Below are 20171 nucleotides of genomic sequence, written 5' to 3' on the forward strand. Positions count from 1 at the left end.
TGAATGTTTTATTCTGTTAATGCTTGGAGGCTGCGCATGTAGATTTCTAAATTTGTTCTTAAATCTGCGGAATCCATATATTCATTCGCCGTATGGGCAATTCCTTTTTGCGCTGGAAATGAAGGGCCAAATGCTAAGATATTCGGCATTTTACGCGCATACGTGGCGCCTGTTGTTGTCACTGGTTTAGGATCATTACCGGTGACTTGATGATAGATCGTTGAAAGTATATCGATTTTTTTTGACTCTTCTGTCCGACAAAATCCAGGAATACTACGAACGACTTCTAAATCAACACCTAAAGGTAATTGGTTTTTCAAACGTGACACGACTTGTTTTTCTGATACGGTCACCGGGTAACGTAAGGCAATTTCTAATAGCAAGCCTTCTGGAGACTTTTGCAGCACAACAGGTGTCAAAATCAACTTGCCTGAATCTTCGTCTTCAAACGCTAAATCGATCCCTTCTCCAAAATGTTTTTGATGAAAGCTTTGACAAATCCAGCGGAAATGACCCTGTGCAACTGGCGGGATCATTCGTTCTTCAGTTAGTTTTGTCGCCAAGATCGTGATAGCATTTTCTCCTAACTCAGGCGCGTTACTTGGTGCTCGTTTACCACTGGCGCTTATTTCTTTTTTGGCAATTCTCACGTGCAATTGGTCTGGAACATGATCACGGAACTGGTCCCCTTCGAATCGACTGATTTGTTGATGTTCCTCTTCAGGTAAAGTAAAGTGGAGTACAACATTTACGATACCACGTTCGCCATAGATCACAGGATATTTACAATCGGGCGTGAAACCAAATGACGGAGGGCTTTCCTCGGCTAAGTAATGAGAAATATCTGACATGCCACTTTCTTCATCCGTTCCAAAGATGATCCGCAGATTCTTTTTTGGCTGGTGACCTAGGTCTTTTAATAGTTTCATGCCATACAGACAACAAATGATAGGTCCTTTGTTGTCTAATATTCCTCGACCATAAAAACGATCCTTTTTCTCACTGAGATCAAACGGTGGAAACTCCCATCCTTGACCAGCCGGGACAACATCGAGATGTCCCAGAACCCCGATATACTCACTTCCATCATTTCCCCACTTGGCATAGCCGATCGCATCATCGATTACTTTTGTTTGGAACCCATATCCGGCACTTTTGTCCATGACCAAAGAAAGAACCGAGCGTGCTTCTATACCAAAGGGTGCTCCTGGTCCAGCTTTTGATTTAACACTAGGAACTTGCATGACTTGTTTGAGTAAATCCAGAAAATCCAGCCAATTCTCTTCGATTGCTGTGTTGATTTGATCCATTTTTCACCTCTTATTTTTGACGTATCAATGTATTCTTAAACGTATATTGATCTGCACGATAAAAAGACGTGTCGAACAATATCGGTTTAGCAGAAGGAGAATAAGTCATCGAATGGACGAGAAGCATTGGATCATCTTCTGATACATGCAATAACTTGGCAATATCTGGCGGACTTATAACTGCTTCAACTTCTTGATGCGCGTAGCCAATCTCAATGTTTTCTTCAATTATTTCATACAATGAAGATGCCAGCTGAGCTTGAGGGATCTCACCACTTTCATTTTGCAAATAACGTTTTAGTATATAGAGGTTTTCTACTGTCATTGGTTCATCATCAAAGTAACGTAAACGAGACAGATAAACCATGGCTTCATTTCCATAGTCAGCGAACATCTGGCGAATCTTCAGCGGTACTTCTTTTACGATTCCAACTTGCAATACTTCTGTCCGGGTCTTTTTTCCTTGAGCCTTGGCAGTTTCAGTAAAACTTTGTAAGCCACCGGAACCGCTTTGGATCTTCGGTTGCTTCATAACATAAGTTCCTTTTCCTCTTTCTTTCACTAAAATATTTTGACTGATCAAAAGATCAATTGCTTTGCGCACCGTCAGTCGACTGCATTGAAATTCTTCCGCTAAATCATAATCTGAAGGTAACTTTTGACTGGTCACGTAAGTTCCATCATTGACTCGTTGTGCAATTTTTTCAGCTATATCTTGGAAAACCGCTTGTTTTTTCACTTTATTACCTACTTTCTAACTACATATCATTCATCAAACAGTCGATTCGTTCTGACACCAAAAGTCAAACGTCTAAAAGTTGAACGGTTAAAAAATGAAAGAGCAACTTTTATCGTCTTTTATCCTGTTTGTAGGATGAGTAAAATCAAGAAAATCTTTCTTGTCGAGAGCTAAGCTTTCTATTTATTTTATATATAGTATATACCATTAAGTATAAACTTTCAGCAACTAATCGAGGGATTTTAATTTTACCCTTCCGGTGTTGATTGTTTCTTCCATACATTTGGGAAACTGGCTTGTTTTAGAGATAGCAACGTCTAGCCTATTCTGCGTGAAAGCAATTGCTGAACAGATATTGTTCAACAAACAAAAAAGAATCAATCTAAGCATTTTCAGCTCAGACTGATTCTCCATTTGAATTCTCCTTGAAAGATGTTCAAATTATTTAAATTTTCCCCTTTGTACGCTTTTTTTCTGCCTTTACTTCATGGATATCTTGACGTAAGATATTCCGTCTTTCTGCAATCACATAGAAAAAGCCATAAATGAATGGCAAGATGAACGAGCCAAATCGATAAAGCAATAAGGAAGAAACAGCATCTACCGTTCCAACAACAGGTCGAAAGAGCAATAGATAAACAAATTCAAACGAGCCAATGCCTGCGGGTGTTGGTAAGACTCCTGATAAAACCACTGCAAAGCTGATAAATGAAAATGTCAAAAGAAAATCAAGATGTGGATGATTTTCTACTAAAAACAGATAAGGCATCACATACCAACAGAGTAGTTTTAGCAGGTTCCAACAATAGATCCTGATCAATGCGGTGCGGTCCTGGATGATCGTTTGCACCGTTTCTCTCAGTGAATAGATCTGGCTGTTGCACGTATCGACCCAGTGACGTAAACGTTCAGTTTTGAATAAACGATTGGACACTTTGACGAAAAAAACTTGAAGATTCAAACTGACGGAGACGGTCACAAGAAATAAAATGATCAAAGCCGTCAAAATGATACCAGCAATGATAACCCAAATCATATTTGGTGCCTTTTCGTAGAACAAAGAAAATTGAACAATCAAGCCAATGACTGCATAAGTGATCACCGCTAATTTATACATGATCATATGCAGGGCAGTGACTCCTGCTCCTTGAGAAAACTTCATCCCTTTTTTATTGTAAAAATAAATTTCTGAGATCAGTGTACCCGTTCCAAATGAGACAATCCGATAAAAGGCAATATAACAAGACGTCCAGAATCCATCACTTGTACTGAAGGATTTGGAAAACGGCTTAGCGATCTCTTTGATTGAGCGACCTTCTACAATTTGATAAAGTGTACCGAAAAAAAACATCGCCAGAAGCACTTGGACACTTGTTGAAAGCAACTCCTTGAAAATATCCGCAAAAGATTGATTGATCAAATAATAAATAATAGCGAGAATAATAGTCAATAATAATAAATTAATGATGATTTTGATTTTTGTTCCTTTAGTAGACATGTACGACTCCTTAATGGAAAAAATAGATCAAGACGAGATCAATCATGATTCCTAACATGAAAACGATCGTGAACTTCTTTTTTTTAGTTTTGTGACGAAATATGCGTTGTGCGAACAAACCGCCCAAACCACCGCCTAACAAGCTAACAAACAACAAATTACTTTCTGGTACACGCCAAGCGCCTTTTTTTGCCTGACGTTTATCATAACCCATCAAGCCAAATAGATAAACATTCACAATGAATAAATAAAACCATAAGGGATTATGCATCAATACTTCCATCAACTTCCTCCAATTATTGCTCATTTTTTGGTACATAGATCGTTATACCTTCTGGGATGACTTTTAATTCGATCGGTAAGTCATCTGTAGTATCACCATCCGTCCGAGTCGTCACTTTCTTTTCTCGTGCCTGGATATTGACTTGACTAGCTGTCAGATATTTGATTTCAGGAACAGAATAGATCTTACCTTTGATCATACGTGGGAGATAAAATGCAAACCGGAAAAAATCTAATGAGGGCACGATGGTGATGTGGAACTTGCCATCATCTGGCGCAGCAGAATCATCGAAACCAGTAAAACCGCCTACTGAGTTGGACATCGTGATCGTCAACAACTGTGCTTTTCCCTTCCAATGCTCTTCTTCCGTTTTGATATCCAAATGATATTTTTTCTTTTTTAGCAATAATTTTACGAAACGTTTGATAAAGATCCATGAACCATATTTTTGCTTTTCTTTTTGGCTGATCCAGACCGCTGTGTCTGCTAATATGCCAATAGTCAAAGTAGAAATGACTACTTTATCATTCACTTTCCCATAATCGATTTTGCGGATCGATTCCTCTAACATCATTGCTGCTGCTTCTTCTTTCTCAAAAGGAATGCCTAACACTTTCGCTAAGTTATTGATCGTTCCACCAGGTAATAAGCCAACATGGTAATGGTCTAATTCATCTTGGAATGCTTGGATGATATGGTGGATCGTGCCATCACCACCAATGATGACTAGTGTATCTACCTCATGTTCTTTTGCTTTTTCCCTCAATGTTTCATCTTTGATCGACGGTCCAGTTTCTGTTAGATAAACCTCTAGTTCTGGTCGGTGTTTTGCGACGTACTCCTTGAACCATTCTGCTAATTGTTCCCCTTCATCCTTTCCTGAACTTTTGTTATAAAATACCAGTAACTTCTTCATAAACCATATTCCTCCTACTTTCCTGCAAAAAACAAAGGGAGTGGATGCGAAATAAACGCTCACCCTCCCCCATGAACAGTGATTCGAGCACTGACTAAAATAGCCTCGAATCAATCATATGTCAATGCAGTGTAGCAATCAACCAATAATGTGAGATTATTGGTTGAAATTTAATCTTTTTTATCAATGAAACGGATCAATTACACCTGCGTATTCAACTCCGCGATTTTAACAATGACATCTGTCGCTTTTTCCATGACTTGTAGAGACACAAATTCAAAACGTCCGTGCATGTTTTCGCCACCTGCAAATAGATTTGGTGTTGGTATCCCCAGATAAGAGATTTTTGAGCCATCTGTCCCACCACGTACCGGTTCGATCACTGGCTTGATGTCTAGTTCGATCATTGCTTTTTCAGCTAGATCAACGATACTCATATCCTTTTCGATGATTTCACGCATATTGTAGTATTGATCATACATTTCTACTTGAATACGCTCTTGGTCAAACCGTTGATTCATTTTTTCTTGAATGCTTGTGATCATTGCTTTTCTTGCTTCAAATGACTCACGTTTATGGTCACGAATGATATAGCTCATTTTCGCCTCTTCTGGACTACCATTCAAAGCCATCAAATGGAAGAATCCTTCATAACCATCTGTTTTTTCAGGAACTTCATCAGCTGGCAATTCATTGTGGAAGTCGATCGCTAATTGTAAAGCATTGATCATTGTATTCTTCGCTGTACCGGGATGGACATTTTTCCCTTGGATCGTGATGTTTGCTTGCGCTGCACTAAACGTTTCGTATTGTAACTCTCCTAAAGGTCCACCATCGATCGTGTAAGCAAAATCCACGTTGAACTGTTCTACGTCAAATTTGTCCGCACCAACTCCGATTTCTTCATCTGGACCAAAAGCGACTTTGATCTCCCCATGAGGAATGGAAGGATTTTTCAACAAAATCTCCATAGCTGTCATGATTTCTGCAATACCTGCTTTGTCATCTGCGCCTAATAATGTCGTACCATCAGTTGTGATCAACGTATGGCCATCATAATTTTTTAAATTAGGGAAATCTTTGACATTCAAGGTAAAGCGCCCTTCTTTATCTAGAACGATCGTTGATTCTCCATCATAATTTTCAATGATCTGAGGATTTACACCTACTGCATTGAAATCAGCTGTATCCATGTGAGCAATAAAACCAATCGAACGTACGTCATGATCGATATTACTAGGTAGTGTAGCTATCACAAAACCGTTTTCTGTATTATATGTTACATCAGACAAGCCTAGATCTTCTAATTCTTTTTTCAAAACTTGCGCAAACTCTACTTGCGTTTGGGTAGATGGCGTAGTATGACTTGTTGGATCGGATTGTGTTTCCGTTTTGACATATCTTAAAAGTCGCGGTAATAAGTTCTCGTACATAAATGACTCTCCTTTTTATTTAAATTCAAATGGATTGGTCGATGTTTCTGAAACAAAAAAGTCAACCGTCCAATTCTCTTCGTTTTTCCACTTTTCAAACTTCTCTACAAATTTTTCCTTACACAATGATTCGATATAATGGCCAGGATCAATTGCAGCTAATCCCGCACTTTGCATATCTTGCGCTGTATGGAAATAAATATCGCCAGTAATATAGACATCCGCTCCTTGAGCCAAGGCTGCGGGGTAAAACTTCTCACCACTTCCACCACAAATAGCGACTCGTTTGATCATTTTTTGTGGACTTGTCGTTGGGCGAACCACACGTAAACCTTCCAATTGAAAAACTTCTTTTACATGGGCTGCGAAATTATCCAAGCTCTGTTCTTTTGCTAGTTCCCCAATACGACCTAATCCCCAGGTTTTAACTGGTGCATCGATCGAGAACAAATCAAATGCTGGTTTTTCGTAAGGATGTGCTGCAAACATCGCTTGTAAGACTTTCTCTTCTATATTTTCTGGGAAGATCACTTCGACTTTGGCTTCTTGGACTTGTTCCCCACGGCCGACTTCACCAATTGTTGGATTCGCTCCAGCTTTTGGGCGGAATCGACCTTGGCCAATCGAGGTAAAACTTGTACTATCATACTCTCCTTGTTCTCCGGCACCCGCTTTTGCTAAGGCAGCTCTTAAACGCGGAGCATCCTCCACTGGAAGATAACTGATCAATTTTTTGTAGCCACGTTCATGTGTTCGAACAAGATGACCTGTGACCTCAATTCCTAATTGCTCACAAAACCAATCGTTCAACCCATCTTCAATGATATCCATGTTTGTGTGGGCTGCATAGACTGCAATATCATGTTTCAACAAATCAGCGTACATTTTTTCTTGTGGAGAATCAGTAATCAAGCGTTTGACTGGTCTAAAAATCGGGGGATGTTTTGCAATCAAAAGATCGATTTTTTTCTCAATGGCTTCTGCCACCACTTCTGGTCGGACATCTAAAGTCATCATCACACGTTGGATCGGTTTGTCCAAGGTGCCGATGTGCAACCCAACTGGATCGCCTTCTTCTGCTAACCATTGCGGGCAATAGCTTTCAAATTTTTTGATGAAATCTTGTGCTTTAATGGACATGTCATAAAACCTCCTTGATCCATTCCACCTCTTGTTGGATTGTCTCATATCTGTTTTGTTCACTCGCATTTTTTAATTGCTCTAAGATCACTTCACGTTGTTTAAGCTCACGTTGCCATTTTGCCGAAAAAGCAGCGTTTTTCTCTTCGAGTAAGAATGGCCCAAACATCAGCTCTTTTTCAGAATAGTCGATGGGCTGTTCTTTCTTTTCAGCTACGATGATCTCATAGATTTTTTTGTTTTCTTCGATGATTTCTTCTGCAATGATCTGATAGTTATTTTCTTTCAGCCACGTTCTTAAAGTTTTTTCGCCAATATTGGGCTGTAGAATCAAACGTTCTTCTCCCGATAAGCGCTGGTTTTGTCGACCAGATTCTAAGATGTCGCGAATCAAAGAGCCTCCCATGCCAGCAATCGTGATCGCGCTGATTTGATCGTCCTTTTCGATGGCCTCTAATCCATTGGCCAAGCGTACCTCGATTCGCTCAGACAGTCCATTTTTCATCACCTGTCGTTTTGCCGATTCAAAAGGTCCTTTAACGACTTCTCCAGCTATAGCAAAGTCGATTTTCCCTTTTAGCATCAATGCGACGGGTAAGTACGCATGATCTGAACCGATATCTGCTAAACGAGCAGCTTCCGGTACAAAACGTCCAACAGTTTCAAGACGTTTCGATAACTCTGTGTGATTCATTTTTCCACTCCTTAACTACTGAATGTTTGGATGTCATCCAATTTGTCATGACTTTAGACAAACACTTACTTATTAAAGTTATCCTACTTATTTACATTTTTATGATAACTAATGTTCTTATCCCTATCATAACATTAGTTTATGTTCAATAGAAAAAAGAACTGGGAAAATATCCCAGTCTTTTTTTAGCAAGTAATCAAAAGATTTCGATTGATTCTTTTTTTATTGGGCAGTGATCTCAATGATCGAATTTCCAGGAACTTGTGGAGGGATCGACATCGTCATGACCGCCATTTCTACCAATTTAAATTCGATTTTTTCTCCTTCTTTCAAGGAATCGACACCACCAGTGATTTGATCCACTGAAGCATTTAAGATCACCCCATCATTGCTGAAGGACGTACCGATATTTGCTGGATCTTCTATTTCTTCTACATCTTTGACGGTGATTTGGTATACATCACCTTCCGCTTCGCCGAAGCTTTCGATCGTACCTGTAAACACACTTTGCTTTTGTTCGGTAGAACTATCTGTTTCCACTGTCGATTCTGCATTGATCGAATCGATTGAACCTGTACTTCCTTCTTCGTTGCCGCAGCCTGCCAATGCAAACAAGAGACCGGCAGCAACTAGACCAGTTAAAATAGCTTTCATCATACATCCTCCGTGTAATTTCTTGCGTTACTGCTTTGATGATTCCATCCGGTTATTTCTTCAAGTCCATGGATTCGTTTCATCTTAACTTTGTTCATTTTATGAATTTTTATTGAAAAGGTGAAAAACAGTGACAGTTGAGTAGATACTCCAACCTGTTTCTGTAAAAATCATTTAATGACATTAGCCATTTCGGCGATTTCGGCCTGTCATTTCGATTTCTTTTGTCAAATAGCGGATTCGTTCCATGATCCGTTTGGCTTTCAACGGTTCCTCATCGCCTCGTTGTGTCACCGTCAAATGCTGTTCTAATTCGTTCATCGTGAAGTTTGAAGAAAAGAACGTTGGCAATTGTTCTTGCATCCGATACTGTAAGATGACACCAAATACTTCGTCACGGATCCAACTACTCATCGCATCCGCTCCAATATCATCGATCATCAAGATCGGCGATTTCTTCACCGCATCTAACTTCTCAGCCACTTGATCTTTACCGATGGCTTGCTTCATTTCCACTGCAAATGTTGGAAAATGAACCAACGTTGTGGTGAATCCTTTGATTGCCAGTTCTTTCGCTGTTGCACCTAAAAGATAGGTTTTCCCGATACCAAAACTTCCGACCAAGTACAACCCTTTGTGAAAGCTTTTAGGATCAGCTGAATATTGTTCAACGAAGTCTAATGCTTCCAAGCTTGCATAGCCACGTCCATCTGTTCGTTCGAAATTTTCAAAGGAAGCAGATTGGATGTCTTTGGGCATATCCATTGCTTTCACACGACTCTTGATCTCTTCTTGTTTTTGACGAGCTAAGAGTGCTTCTGTCGGCACGTAGGTGACGTCGACATAGTGGAAATTCAATGTCAATTTTGGTTCATATCCGGGAGCGATCATGGTTGGATCGTTCGTTTGATATTTTCTTTTTTCTTGGACATACTCATAGAGTTTGGCATAACTTTTTTCGATATCCGCTTGCGTCAATCGGTCTTGATGGGCTGACAGAAAGGCTTGAACATCCGCATCATTCAAAACTTCAGCAATCATCTCGGAATACTTTTCTTGGTAGTTGCGTTTACTGATGATTTTCTTCAGTTCTTTTCCCACATCTTCCATTAGCTCTCACCTTCCTTTTTAGCCAGATACTCTTTGAAGCGACGATCGATCTCGGCTTTTTTCTCTGTACTGATTTGCGTTTCGTCTTTTGGTTGATTGACCCAATCAGGCAATTTTTCTCGCCTTACATTTCGGCGATAATTTGACGTGTTGTTTTGTTTTGACGCTTTCGGTTGTTTCGCTTTCGTACTCAAGGTATGGAGATGTTCAATCGCTTCTTCTGGCGTACTGATTTTTTTTTGCGCCCACTCATTAGCGATCGTATTCACGAAGCTCGCATTTAAGCTCGCATGGTTTTTTATAACTAACACATAGTTGATCAAAATGTTGATGACACTGCTAGACAGACCGGATTGAGTGACCAAATCTTGCAACAACCAATTTTCCTGTTTGGAAACATACCCGCCTTTTTCTTTTTTTATCGCTTCGAGATAACGCATCGGTGGGGTTTGGCGTGCGACTTGGATCAATTGTTGTGCAGCACTAGGCAACGCCTGATTGACAGGGACACCTGTTTCAGCAGACTGATCGGTAACCAGAGTGTTGCTCGATTGTCGCAACGTATTCTGCTGTTGCTGCCGTAACAAGACGATCCGTTGGAGTTCTTTTAAAGATACTTCTTCTGTCGTAAAATCAAATGACTGTAGAAGCAACTCTCCTAAAGTCAGTTCATCGAAGCCATAGAGTTGTTGGTATGTTTTCGCTTGTTGCAGAACTGGTTCTGTCAACTGATTGATGTGTTGTTTCTTCAACCAATCGGTTAAAAACGTCCAGTCAAACGAGTCTGAATCTGCGATCAATGATTTGGGTTCAAAAGGTGTGAATTTTTGCTGGATCGATTCCACTTGTTCTTGGTTTGCTGCATAGACTGTTTCATTGAACCGATAGACTTCCAAAAACTTCTTAGTGATTTTTTGATAGCCTTCATGCGAAAGATTTTTTGGCTTAAATAATTCCGTCAATTGGTTGAATCGACGTTCGCCAACTTTTTCTAAAAGTAAAAAAGAAAGTAACGTGTCATTGAAAAACGTAGGAACGTCCATCGGTTCTAGCAACTCATAAAGAAAACAATTACCCAAATTTTCATCTTTTTTGAAATAGACTTCTAAAAGACCGATTCCTTCTAATTTTTTTCGTGCCTCATAAAATTGCGGTAATCCACAACTTAGACTACTCAATAAATCGGCGTGTAATCCTTCAGGACCTACGCCAGTTTCTAGCGAGATCTCCGAATACAACGTCAAGTAAAGACTCAACGCTTCTCCCCCGATCAATGGTTGGTAAAGGGATAACAAGGCAGACTTTCCTTCTTCTTTTAAAGGACTGCTTTTTCTTCCTTGGTAAATATTTTTCGGTTGTAATTCTTTCCACGCATTTTCCAAGGAATGCTCCCTCCTTTATTAATTACGCATCATTTTCACTATTACTCGTATCTTTTGCTTTATCAACAATGTCTTGTAATTCTTTCAAAAAGACAGACATATCTTTGAATTGACGATAGACACTCGCAAAACGAATATAGGCGATTTCATCTAAGTTCACTAAATCTTCCATGACGTATTCACCGATCAGATTAGTTGAAACCTCATTTTCGCCAAGACTTCTTACACGATTTTCAACATGGTTGACGATCTGTTCCATTTGTTCCATCGCTACTGGCCGTTTTTCGGCAGAACGGATCAATCCACGTAAAATCTTGTCACGATTGAATTCTTCTCGTTCACCATTTTTCTTGATGACTAATAAAGGTGCCGCTTCAATTCGTTCAAAGGTTGTAAAACGGAAGGAACATTTTTCGCACTCACGGCGTCTTCTTATCGCTCGACCATCGTCAGCTTGACGACTATCGATCACTCTTGAGTTATTATGTTGACATCTAGGACATCTCATCGTAATTTTCACCTCTCTTGGTGTAGTTTGATCGCTTATTTGAATGTACCATATGAAGTTGTTCTATCAGTTGATTTTTAACACCAATTATGAATCATTGGTGTTAAAAAGGCTGGTTTTCAACACTAAGCTTAAAAATTATAAAATATGAAAAGGATTTTTTCAATTTATATCTTATTGCTCAGTTCAAAGTGATTTTCACAACTTCACTGCTTATTGTTTTAGATTTTTTTCCACTGATTTTTTATTGAACTAATTCAAGTGGATCGTAATAAACGTTTTCTTATTACTAACTTTAGTATAACATGAAACAATTAAGCAATGCGACTGTCCCAGTTAAAAAATCGCTTGAACTGAAAGATTTGTTGTGTTTTTATCTCAACGAACGAAAACAGACTGGCGTTCAGCACCAGCCTGTTTCTTTTTGATTTTCTATTTTAATCAATGCTTGGGTAATCCCTATAGTTTATCTTCGATTCCCGTGTAATGTTTCATTCGTTCTTCTTCGATTTTTTGTTCTGTTGAACGATGATCGAATTGGGGGTCTTGGTTTACTTCAGGACTTGTTTCCGGATCTTTGCGTTCTGTGGTTAAGTCCTGTCGCTTGGATTCTTTTTCGACATGTTGGTCTTCTAACTCAGCAATTCTCGCCCGGTATTCATCTTCACGAATTTTACCTTCTTCTGCTTGGATCTGTCCCTTTTCCTGTAAATCTTCTTTGTGGAGAATCTCACCAATTTTTTCTTTCGCAGAACCTACTACTTTATCTTTTTGGTTTTTGAATGTACCCATCGTATCATCTCCCCCTCTTTCTTTATATAAATAGCATAGCAAAATGTTGCGATTTACTCAAAGAAAGCGATTAAGCAACAACCATTTTTTGATTTCAGCGGATAAATCTTCCTTGGTTTGGCGATTATCGAATACGATATCCGCACGTTGTTTCTTTTCCTCGATTGACAGTTGGCTTTTCACCCGTTGTTCTGCTTCTTGCTTCGATAATTGATTGCGTACCATCAAGCGTTCGATTTGCTGAGATTCTGGGATATAGACAACTGCGACGGCATCCATTTGTGTATCATACTGTCCTTCAAACAATAAAGGAATATCGACAACGATCAACGGATATTGTGCTTTCTTCTCTGTGATTTCTTCAGTGATTCTCCCACGGATAAATGGATCTAATACTTGATTCAATTGCTCACGTGCAGTGACAGAGCCGAAAATCAATTGTCCAAGTTTTGCCCGATCTAACTGACCATCTTGTTGGAGGATCTCTTTGCCGAATGCTTGAACCAACGCTTGAAGTCCTGGCGTATCCGGTTCAACGACCTCTCTTGCCACTATATCGGCATCGATCACTGGAAAGCCATATTGTTGGAAAATAGCAGCGGCAGTACTCTTGCCTGTCGCAATTCCCCCTGTCAAACCTAAAACAAATCCTACTTGGGTATTCTTAATTTCTGACATGTTGGACAATAGTGCGTCCCCCTTTGCGCAACTTTCGTTTTCACGATTGGTGTTTGACAACGAATACATGCTTCTCCTGTCTGTCCATAGACATGTAAAGCCACTTGGAAACTCCCTGACTCACCTAACGCATTGAGATAACTTCGGATCGTTGTTCCCCCTGCTTCAACTGCTCGTGACAACACATCGATGATTGCTTGACGGAGTAATTTGATTTCTTTTGGGCGTAAAGAATCAGCTGGTTGCTCTGGATGGATCTTCGCTTCCCATAATGCTTCATCTACGTAGATATTTCCTAGTCCTGTGACCAACTTTTGATCAAGTAATAAAGGTTTGATGGCTTTGTGTGACTTTTGTAGCCCTACGGTAAAGTCTTTTAATAAGAATAAATCTGGTAAAGGCTCTGGACCTAATTTCAAGATTCCTTTATAGGTATTGCTCGCTCCTTTTTCAACGATCGTCATGCGGCCGAATTTCCGTACATCGTGGTATCGTAATTGGCTGCCATCTTCAAAAGAAAAAATCACATGTGTGTGTTTGTCGATCGGTTCTTCTTTTTCAAAATATTGATATTTCCCCTCCATCCGTAAATGGGAAATCATTTCATAATGACTCAAGTGAAAAATCAAAAATTTCCCTCTGCGACCGATCGATTCGATCGTTTCACCAATTAACGTTGCTTCAAAAATCGGTACCTCCGGTTGTTCAATGATTTTCGGCCATAGCACTTGGACGTTTTTTATTTTTTTGTTTTTCACTAATTTTTCTAATCCTCTACGGACAGTTTCAACTTCTGGTAATTCGGGCATCCTTTTTCTCACCTACAATTTTCACTTATTTGATTTTGAATCGAACTTATCTGTGACAAAAATAAAAGCTATTTTGTTCCTGAACTTAAAACAGAATAAACGGTGTTCCATAAGCTGACCTTCAACATTAAGCTAAAAATTGTAAAAATATGAAAAGCTATTTTTCATTTTTCTATCTTACTGCTCAGATCAAAACGCTTTTGTCACAACCTTGATAAACAGTGTCCCCGAAGCAACTACTTCAGAAATAAGCCAAGAAACCCCAAAATTTGAAAAACAATTTTCGGGTTTCTCGCCTTATTCTCAGAGCTGGACAGCTCTGTCAAAATCTACTCCTGCATCGAACGAACCCGATCCAAGATTTTCCCTCGATGTTTGTCTATCGGTATAAAAGTAAAGAATTATTTGGCTTCATACCATGTTTTGCCCCAGCTGCTGTCTGTGATCAGTGGAACATGTAAAGCAACCGCCTGTTCCATTACTTCGCTGACTAATTTATCTAACATCTCTAATTCACTTTCTGGCACTTCAAAGACTAATTCATCGTGCACTTGAAGTAACATCGTCGCTTGCAAGTCCGATTCTTTCAAGCGTTTGTCCAATTCGATCATGGCGATTTTCAGGATATCCGCCGCACTTCCTTGGATCGGCGTATTGATTGCTGTTCGTTCGGCAAATGAACGAATGTTGTAGTTCCTTGAATTGATATCTGGTAAATAGCGACGACGATGGTATAACGTTTCTACAAAACCTTGATCTTTCGCTTCACGAACAATACGCTCCATGTATTCTTTGACACCTGGATATTTTTCAAAGTACGTATCGATATATTGTTGAGCCGCTTTACGCGTAATGCCTAAGTTTTGTGATAACCCATAATCAGAAATTCCATAAACGATTCCGAAATTGACTGCTTTCGCTTGACGACGCATATTTGGTGTGACGTCTTCGGCTTTTTCAATGCCGAACACACGCATTGCTGTACTTGAATGGATATCTTGTCCTTCTAAAAAGGCAGCTTTTAAATGCTCGTCATCTGAGATATGCGCCAATACACGTAATTCGATCTGAGAATAGTCAGAAGAATAGATCAACCAATCTTCGTTTCTAGGAACGAATGCTTGACGGATCTTGCGACCTTCATCTAAACGGATCGGAATATTTTGTAAGTTGGGATCAACTGAACTCAAACGGCCTGTCTGCGTCAATGTTTGAACATAGCGAGTATGGACTTTCCCGTCCGATTGGATCACTTTCAGTAAACCTTCGACATAGGTCGATTGGATTTTAGCGATTTGGCGATAAATCAAAATATCGTCAACGATCGGTGCTTGCTCACGCAATTGTTCTAAGACATCAACCGCAGTCGAATAGCCTGTTTTGGTTTTTTTGATCACTGGAAGACCCATCTTTTCAAAAAGGATCACACCTAATTGTTTAGGTGAGTTTAGATTGAATTCTTCTCCAGCCTCTTCATAGATTTTTCGTTCGATCTCTCTCAATCGATCCGAAAATTCGATTTTCATTTCTTGAAGACGAGTCGCATCCACTTTGATCCCACTGATTTCCATTTCAGCCAAGATGATCGACAAAGGTAATTCCATTTTTCGGAAAAGATCTTCTTGATTTTTTTCTGCTAATTCTTGACTTAGTTTAGGCGTCAAACCATTGATTGCTGAAACTTTTCGTGCTAGGTGGGCAAAGAAAACTTCTTCATCTTCTGGTAGACCTTTCTTCGCGCCTTTTCCGTAGATTGCTTCATCCGATTGGATATCATGATACCCGTAATGTGACGCTATCCCTTCGATGTCCTCACTTTTCTCGTTCGTATCCAATAAATAAGCACCTAGTAAGACATCAAAGTCGATCCCTTGTAATTTCGCTGCATAGCGGTTCAATGCCACATACGTACGCTTAGCATCATATACATTTTTCAGACGAGTCTTGTCCCCGACCCATGAAAGAAAGGTTTCATTTTCAAAAATCGCTAAGTCATTTGTCACATAGATTTTCTCTGGTGTTCCCCATGCCACACCAACGATGTCTTCTGTATGATAGTTGTCGCCCATCATCTCAACATATAAAGCCATATTTGTCTGGAACATGCTCTCATCATATTCATGGACCACTTCAAACAAAATATCTTTCATTTCTACTTGTTCTTCGACCACATCTAATTTAGCAAGAAATTGTTTGAAATCCATTTCCTTGAAGAAAGGCACCAATTTATCTAAGTCTTTTCCTTGATAGGCAAGGGAGTCAATATCAACTTCTACTGGCGCATCGGTATCGATCGTTGCTAATTTTTTGGACAAGAAAGCTTGCTCTTTGTCATTGATCAGATTTTCTTTCATCTTACTTTGTTTCATTTCGTCGATATGTTCATAGATCCCTTCAACAGAGCCATATTGATTCAATAATTTGATCGCTGTTTTTTCACCGATCTTTGTTACGCCAGGGATATTATCTGAAGCATCCCCTGCTAATCCCTTCATATCGATGATTTGTTTCGGTGTAAGGCCATCATATTTTTCCGCCACATGTTCTGGCGTATAACTTTCAATATCACTTACACCTTTCACAGTGATATCGACTTTGATTTCTTTTGATGCCAATTGTGTTAAATCTCGGTCACCGGACAAGACAACTACATCGAATATTTCTTTATCCACTTTTTCTGCCAAAGTACCGATGATATCGTCTGCCTCATAGTTCGGTAACTCGTAATACTTCACACCCAGACCGGTTAGAAGCTCACGGATATAAGGCATTTGTTCTTTGAATTCTCCCGGTGTCTTTGAACGGCCACCTTTGTATTCTGCGTACATTTCTGTTCGGAATGTTGTTTTCCCTGCATCAAAAGCAACCAAAACATGCGTTGGTTGTTCTTTTTGCATGACATTTTCAAACATATTATGAAACGCATAGATTGCGTTGGTATGCAACCCATTACGATTTTTAAAACGTTCCAACGAATTGTGCAACGCAAAGAATGCACGAAAGGCCACACTATTTCCGTCAACGAGTAATAATTTATTTTTAGTCATCCGCTTAACTCCTTACTATAAAGTTCTTTCTCATTCTAACAAAGAATGCCAAAGAATGCGAAAAGAAAAAACGGACAGGCAAAAGGTTGTTAGAAAAGCGGTACGTACTAAGGCGTAAGACACCAGTCTTACTTTTTGAATACCGTTTATCCTAGATTGCGAACAAAGTAATTTAGGATAAAAATAGTGATTACTGGTATCGAGGACCCAAAAAAGAACCCACTAGAATTTGACGATCAAATTCTGTGGATTCTTTCTTTTCATATGAGAGATATTTTTATCTTGCTCTTCGTTTATTGCTTAGTTATTACGTCCAAAGATTCGTAAGAATGCCAAGAACAAGTTGATGAAATCTAGATATAGTTGAAGTGCCAAGAATACGGCAATCCCACTATTTGCTTGTCCATTTGATTGAACATATACATTTGCGATCTTTTGGTTATCATAAGCAGTAATACCTGCAAAAATCACGACAAGTAGTAATGAGATGAACAGTTCAACTGCACTACTTCTTAAAATAAAAACATTCAAGACCATCGCAATGATCACACCGATCAACGCTGCCATTCCGGCACGACCCACACCTGATAGATCTTTTTTAGTGAACATCCCGATTGCTGACATCCCAATGAACATCCCAGTTGCTGAAATAAAAGCAGTTGTGATCGTTCCGATATCATAAAAAGCTAATGTAACAGCTAAAACGATACCATTCAATAAGGAATATGCGATAAATCCACCGATTGCTAAGCTTGGATTTTTTTGTGCTTTTGCTCCTAAAACTAAAACCAAAATGATTTGGACAATCCATAATCCCATAAAACCTAATGGAAAATTATTGATGAAGCTTGCTACTTGATAAGGAAAAACTTGGATCGCTAAATAGGAAGTGATCGCACTCAGCGCTAGACCGATTCCTAAAAATCCGTAGACTTTCGCATAAAAGCGGTTGATACTATTTGATATGATTTGATTGTTCATCTTATTCACCTTCACTTTCAAGAGTTAATTCTTGTTCTAATTCTGGTGGTTGTACCATGACTACTGCATCTAATACACGATTGTCTTGTGTATTCGTGGCCTCCACTGAAATAGTCACAACATTTTTCATCTTATCCACTCGAATGACTTCAAACTGAAAAGTCAATGTTTCATAATGAAAAACCGGCTCGACAAAATTAGCTGAAAAATTCACCACATGAGAACCTGGACCAGGCAAGTGTTTTGACACTGCACTTGTTATGATTCCCATTAACATCACAGTTGGAACAATGGGTTGATGATATTCCGTTTTCTGTGCAAAATCATGTTGGATATATAAAGGATTGGCATCGTTTGTTAATCCTAAATATAATAATAACTGACTATCTTCAATTGATTCTGTTAAAGATAACGAGTCGCCTTCCTCGATTTCATTGATTGTTTTTCCTAATTTACGCGGTTTACTTATGTTCAAGTTTAAACCCTCCAGTTTATTTATTCATTCGTACCAATTGTACCAAATCATACAAAAAACGCAAGTTACAGAACATGCTTTGGTCTTTCACTTATGTAAGCAATCACTTCGATGATCGTACATTATTTATTGAAGACTATAGCATAGTTGAATAAAAACCGTTCGTATTTTGTCTGGATACTTTAGGATTTCTTAATTCGATTGAATACTTACGGTCACTATAAGCAGGCGAAACATTACTGAAAAAGAACTCTACCTATCACCCACAAATAAACGCCAAAAGGGGCTGCCACCTGACAATCCCTTTTGACGCTAACTTCTTTTATTCACTTAGATGATTACAGAACGTTTTTCGTTGTACTGCTCAATAATTTTTCATAGGCTTGTTCAAATTTTTGAACATCACCAGCACCCATGAAAATAATCACTGCTTCGTGGTAGTCTAATAACGGCGAAACGTTATCTTCTTTGATTACTTGACCACCTTTTTTGATTTTTGCCCCTAGGTCTTCGATTTTAACGTCCCCTTGTTCTTCACGGGCAGAACCAAAAATATCACATAGATACACACGGTCAGCTAAATCTAAGGCTTCGGCAAATTCATCCATCAAGGCAATCGTACGAGTAAATGTATGTGGTTGGAAGACTGCAATGATTTCTTTGTCTGGATATTTCTGACGTGCGCCATCAATAGTTGCTTTGATTTCTGCTGGATGGTGAGCATAGTCATCAACGACTGTCATATCAGCCACGATTTTCTCGCTAAAACGACGTTTCACTCCAGGGAATGTCAACATTTCGTCAGCAACTTCTTTCACGTCTAACTTCTCGAAGTAGGCAACTGCGATAACACCAAGTGCATTCAAAATATTATGTTTTCCAAATGCTGGAACTGTAAAGTGTCCAACAAACTCTTCGCCATGGAACACATCAAAAGCTGAACCAGTTGTCGTACGTTCAATATTACGTGCTTGGATATCGTCATCTTCATTCATACCGTAATAATAGATCGGCACATCCGCTTCTAACTTTCTTAGATAGTCGTCATCTCCGTAAGCAAAGATCGCTTTTTTGACTTGTTTTGCCATCGTTTGGAAAGCGGAGAAAACATCATCGATACTTGTATAATAATCAGGATGATCAAAATCGATATTCGTCATGATCACATAATCAGGAGAGTAAGCTAAAAAGTGGCGACGATATTCACATGCTTCAAAAGCAAAGAATTCTGCCTCTGGATCACCATGACCAGTGCCGTCACCAATCAAGTAACTTGTCGGACGAATCCCTGTCAATACATGTGATAATAGACCTGTCGTACTTGTTTTCCCATGGGAACCAGTGACAGCGATACTCGTATAATTTTGGATAAAATCTGCAATAAAATCATGGTAACGGATCACTTCTAATCCAAGCTCTTTTGCACGTTGGATCTCTTCGTGTGAATCTGGAAAAGCATTGCCGGCGATCACGATCATTCCTGGTTTGACGTTTTCTGCATCAAACGGCAAGATAGAGATATTGGCTTTTTCTAAATCTCTTTGAGTAAAGAAATATTTTTCGATATCTGATCCTTGGACGTTTAATCCTTTTTCATGTAATACAAGTGCCAAAGAGCTCATTCCTGAGCCTTTAATACCAACAAAGTGGTACAAATTTTCTTGATTTTTCATTTGAATCCTCTTCTCTTAACTATCATCCATTATTTTATTCATACATTCA

The 20171-nt window shown here is 39.1% G+C and carries 19 protein-coding genes; all 19 read right to left on the bottom strand.

Annotation, left to right across the window (positions count from 1 at the left end):
* Window positions 1–8: 8 nt before the first annotated feature.
* Window positions 9–1310, bottom strand: a complete 1302-nt coding sequence (locus ACH0AK_RS05850) for a Sapep family Mn(2+)-dependent dipeptidase (RefSeq protein ID WP_438846531.1) — start codon at window positions 1308–1310, stop codon at window positions 9–11.
* Window positions 1311–1320: 10 nt separating this feature from the next.
* On the bottom strand, window positions 1321–2049 hold the full coding sequence (locus ACH0AK_RS05855) for a GntR family transcriptional regulator, LSA1692 subfamily (RefSeq protein ID WP_010735324.1): 729 nt from the start codon (window positions 2047–2049) through the stop codon (window positions 1321–1323).
* 445 nt (window positions 2050–2494) lie between these two features.
* Window positions 2495–3547, bottom strand: coding sequence for a lysylphosphatidylglycerol synthase transmembrane domain-containing protein (locus ACH0AK_RS05860; protein WP_438846533.1), 1053 nt, complete (start codon window positions 3545–3547; stop codon window positions 2495–2497).
* 10 nt (window positions 3548–3557) lie between these two features.
* On the bottom strand, window positions 3558–3830 hold the full coding sequence (locus ACH0AK_RS05865; RefSeq protein WP_010735321.1) for a DUF1294 domain-containing protein: 273 nt from the start codon (window positions 3828–3830) through the stop codon (window positions 3558–3560).
* A 13-nt stretch (window positions 3831–3843) separates the two neighbouring features.
* Window positions 3844–4746: a diacylglycerol/lipid kinase family protein gene (locus ACH0AK_RS05870; protein ID WP_499796783.1), complete on the bottom strand. Its 903-nt coding sequence runs from the start codon at window positions 4744–4746 to the stop codon at window positions 3844–3846.
* Window positions 4747–4946: 200 nt separating this feature from the next.
* The gene (pepT, locus tag ACH0AK_RS05875) at window positions 4947–6179 is read right to left on the bottom strand and encodes a peptidase T (protein ID WP_438846534.1); all 1233 of its coding nucleotides are present in this window, start codon (window positions 6177–6179) and stop codon (window positions 4947–4949) included.
* Window positions 6180–6194: 15 nt separating this feature from the next.
* Window positions 6195–7319 (bottom strand): Nif3-like dinuclear metal center hexameric protein, encoded by a 1125-nt coding sequence (locus tag ACH0AK_RS05880; RefSeq protein WP_438846535.1) that lies wholly within the window; start codon window positions 7317–7319, stop codon window positions 6195–6197.
* A gap of 1 nt (window position 7320) precedes the next feature.
* Window positions 7321–8013, bottom strand: coding sequence for a tRNA (adenine(22)-N(1))-methyltransferase (locus ACH0AK_RS05885; RefSeq protein WP_137072496.1), 693 nt, complete (start codon window positions 8011–8013; stop codon window positions 7321–7323).
* A 222-nt stretch (window positions 8014–8235) separates the two neighbouring features.
* The gene (locus tag ACH0AK_RS05890; RefSeq protein WP_010735316.1) at window positions 8236–8667 is read right to left on the bottom strand and encodes a lipoprotein; all 432 of its coding nucleotides are present in this window, start codon (window positions 8665–8667) and stop codon (window positions 8236–8238) included.
* Window positions 8668–8850: 183 nt separating this feature from the next.
* A complete protein-coding gene (gene dnaI, locus ACH0AK_RS05895) occupies window positions 8851–9777 on the bottom strand; it encodes a primosomal protein DnaI (protein ID WP_010735315.1) in 927 nt (308 codons plus the stop codon).
* Window positions 9777–11159: a replication initiation and membrane attachment family protein gene (locus ACH0AK_RS05900; RefSeq protein ID WP_438846536.1), complete on the bottom strand. Its 1383-nt coding sequence runs from the start codon at window positions 11157–11159 to the stop codon at window positions 9777–9779. Before ACH0AK_RS05900 ends, dnaI begins: the two co-directional genes overlap by 1 nt.
* Window positions 11160–11181: 22 nt before the next feature.
* Window positions 11182–11667 (bottom strand): transcriptional regulator NrdR, encoded by a 486-nt coding sequence (gene nrdR / locus ACH0AK_RS05905; RefSeq protein WP_010735313.1) that lies wholly within the window; start codon window positions 11665–11667, stop codon window positions 11182–11184.
* A 459-nt stretch (window positions 11668–12126) separates the two neighbouring features.
* Window positions 12127–12459: a hypothetical protein gene (locus tag ACH0AK_RS05910; protein ID WP_019722654.1), complete on the bottom strand. Its 333-nt coding sequence runs from the start codon at window positions 12457–12459 to the stop codon at window positions 12127–12129.
* A 57-nt stretch (window positions 12460–12516) separates the two neighbouring features.
* Complete coding sequence (gene coaE, locus ACH0AK_RS05915; protein ID WP_041684210.1) at window positions 12517–13137, bottom strand: dephospho-CoA kinase; 621 nt, start codon at window positions 13135–13137, stop codon at window positions 12517–12519.
* The gene (gene mutM / locus ACH0AK_RS05920; RefSeq protein WP_010735310.1) at window positions 13110–13946 is read right to left on the bottom strand and encodes a DNA-formamidopyrimidine glycosylase; all 837 of its coding nucleotides are present in this window, start codon (window positions 13944–13946) and stop codon (window positions 13110–13112) included. The genes coaE and mutM overlap by 28 nt, the downstream gene beginning before the upstream one ends.
* Window positions 13947–14347: 401 nt before the next feature.
* Complete coding sequence (gene polA, locus ACH0AK_RS05925) at window positions 14348–16993, bottom strand: DNA polymerase I (RefSeq protein ID WP_010735309.1); 2646 nt, start codon at window positions 16991–16993, stop codon at window positions 14348–14350.
* Between the two features lie 300 nt (window positions 16994–17293).
* Window positions 17294–17974, bottom strand: coding sequence for a Bax inhibitor-1/YccA family protein (locus ACH0AK_RS05930; protein ID WP_019722650.1), 681 nt, complete (start codon window positions 17972–17974; stop codon window positions 17294–17296).
* A gap of 1 nt (window position 17975) precedes the next feature.
* Complete coding sequence (locus tag ACH0AK_RS05935; protein WP_010735307.1) at window positions 17976–18449, bottom strand: MaoC/PaaZ C-terminal domain-containing protein; 474 nt, start codon at window positions 18447–18449, stop codon at window positions 17976–17978.
* A gap of 338 nt (window positions 18450–18787) precedes the next feature.
* A complete protein-coding gene (gene murC / locus ACH0AK_RS05940; RefSeq protein WP_010735306.1) occupies window positions 18788–20122 on the bottom strand; it encodes a UDP-N-acetylmuramate--L-alanine ligase in 1335 nt (444 codons plus the stop codon).
* Between the last annotated feature and the right edge of the window lie 49 nt (window positions 20123–20171).

Source organism: Enterococcus pernyi (assembly GCF_045371165.1).
Classification (GTDB): Bacteria; Bacillota; Bacilli; order Lactobacillales; family Enterococcaceae; genus Enterococcus_B; species Enterococcus_B pernyi.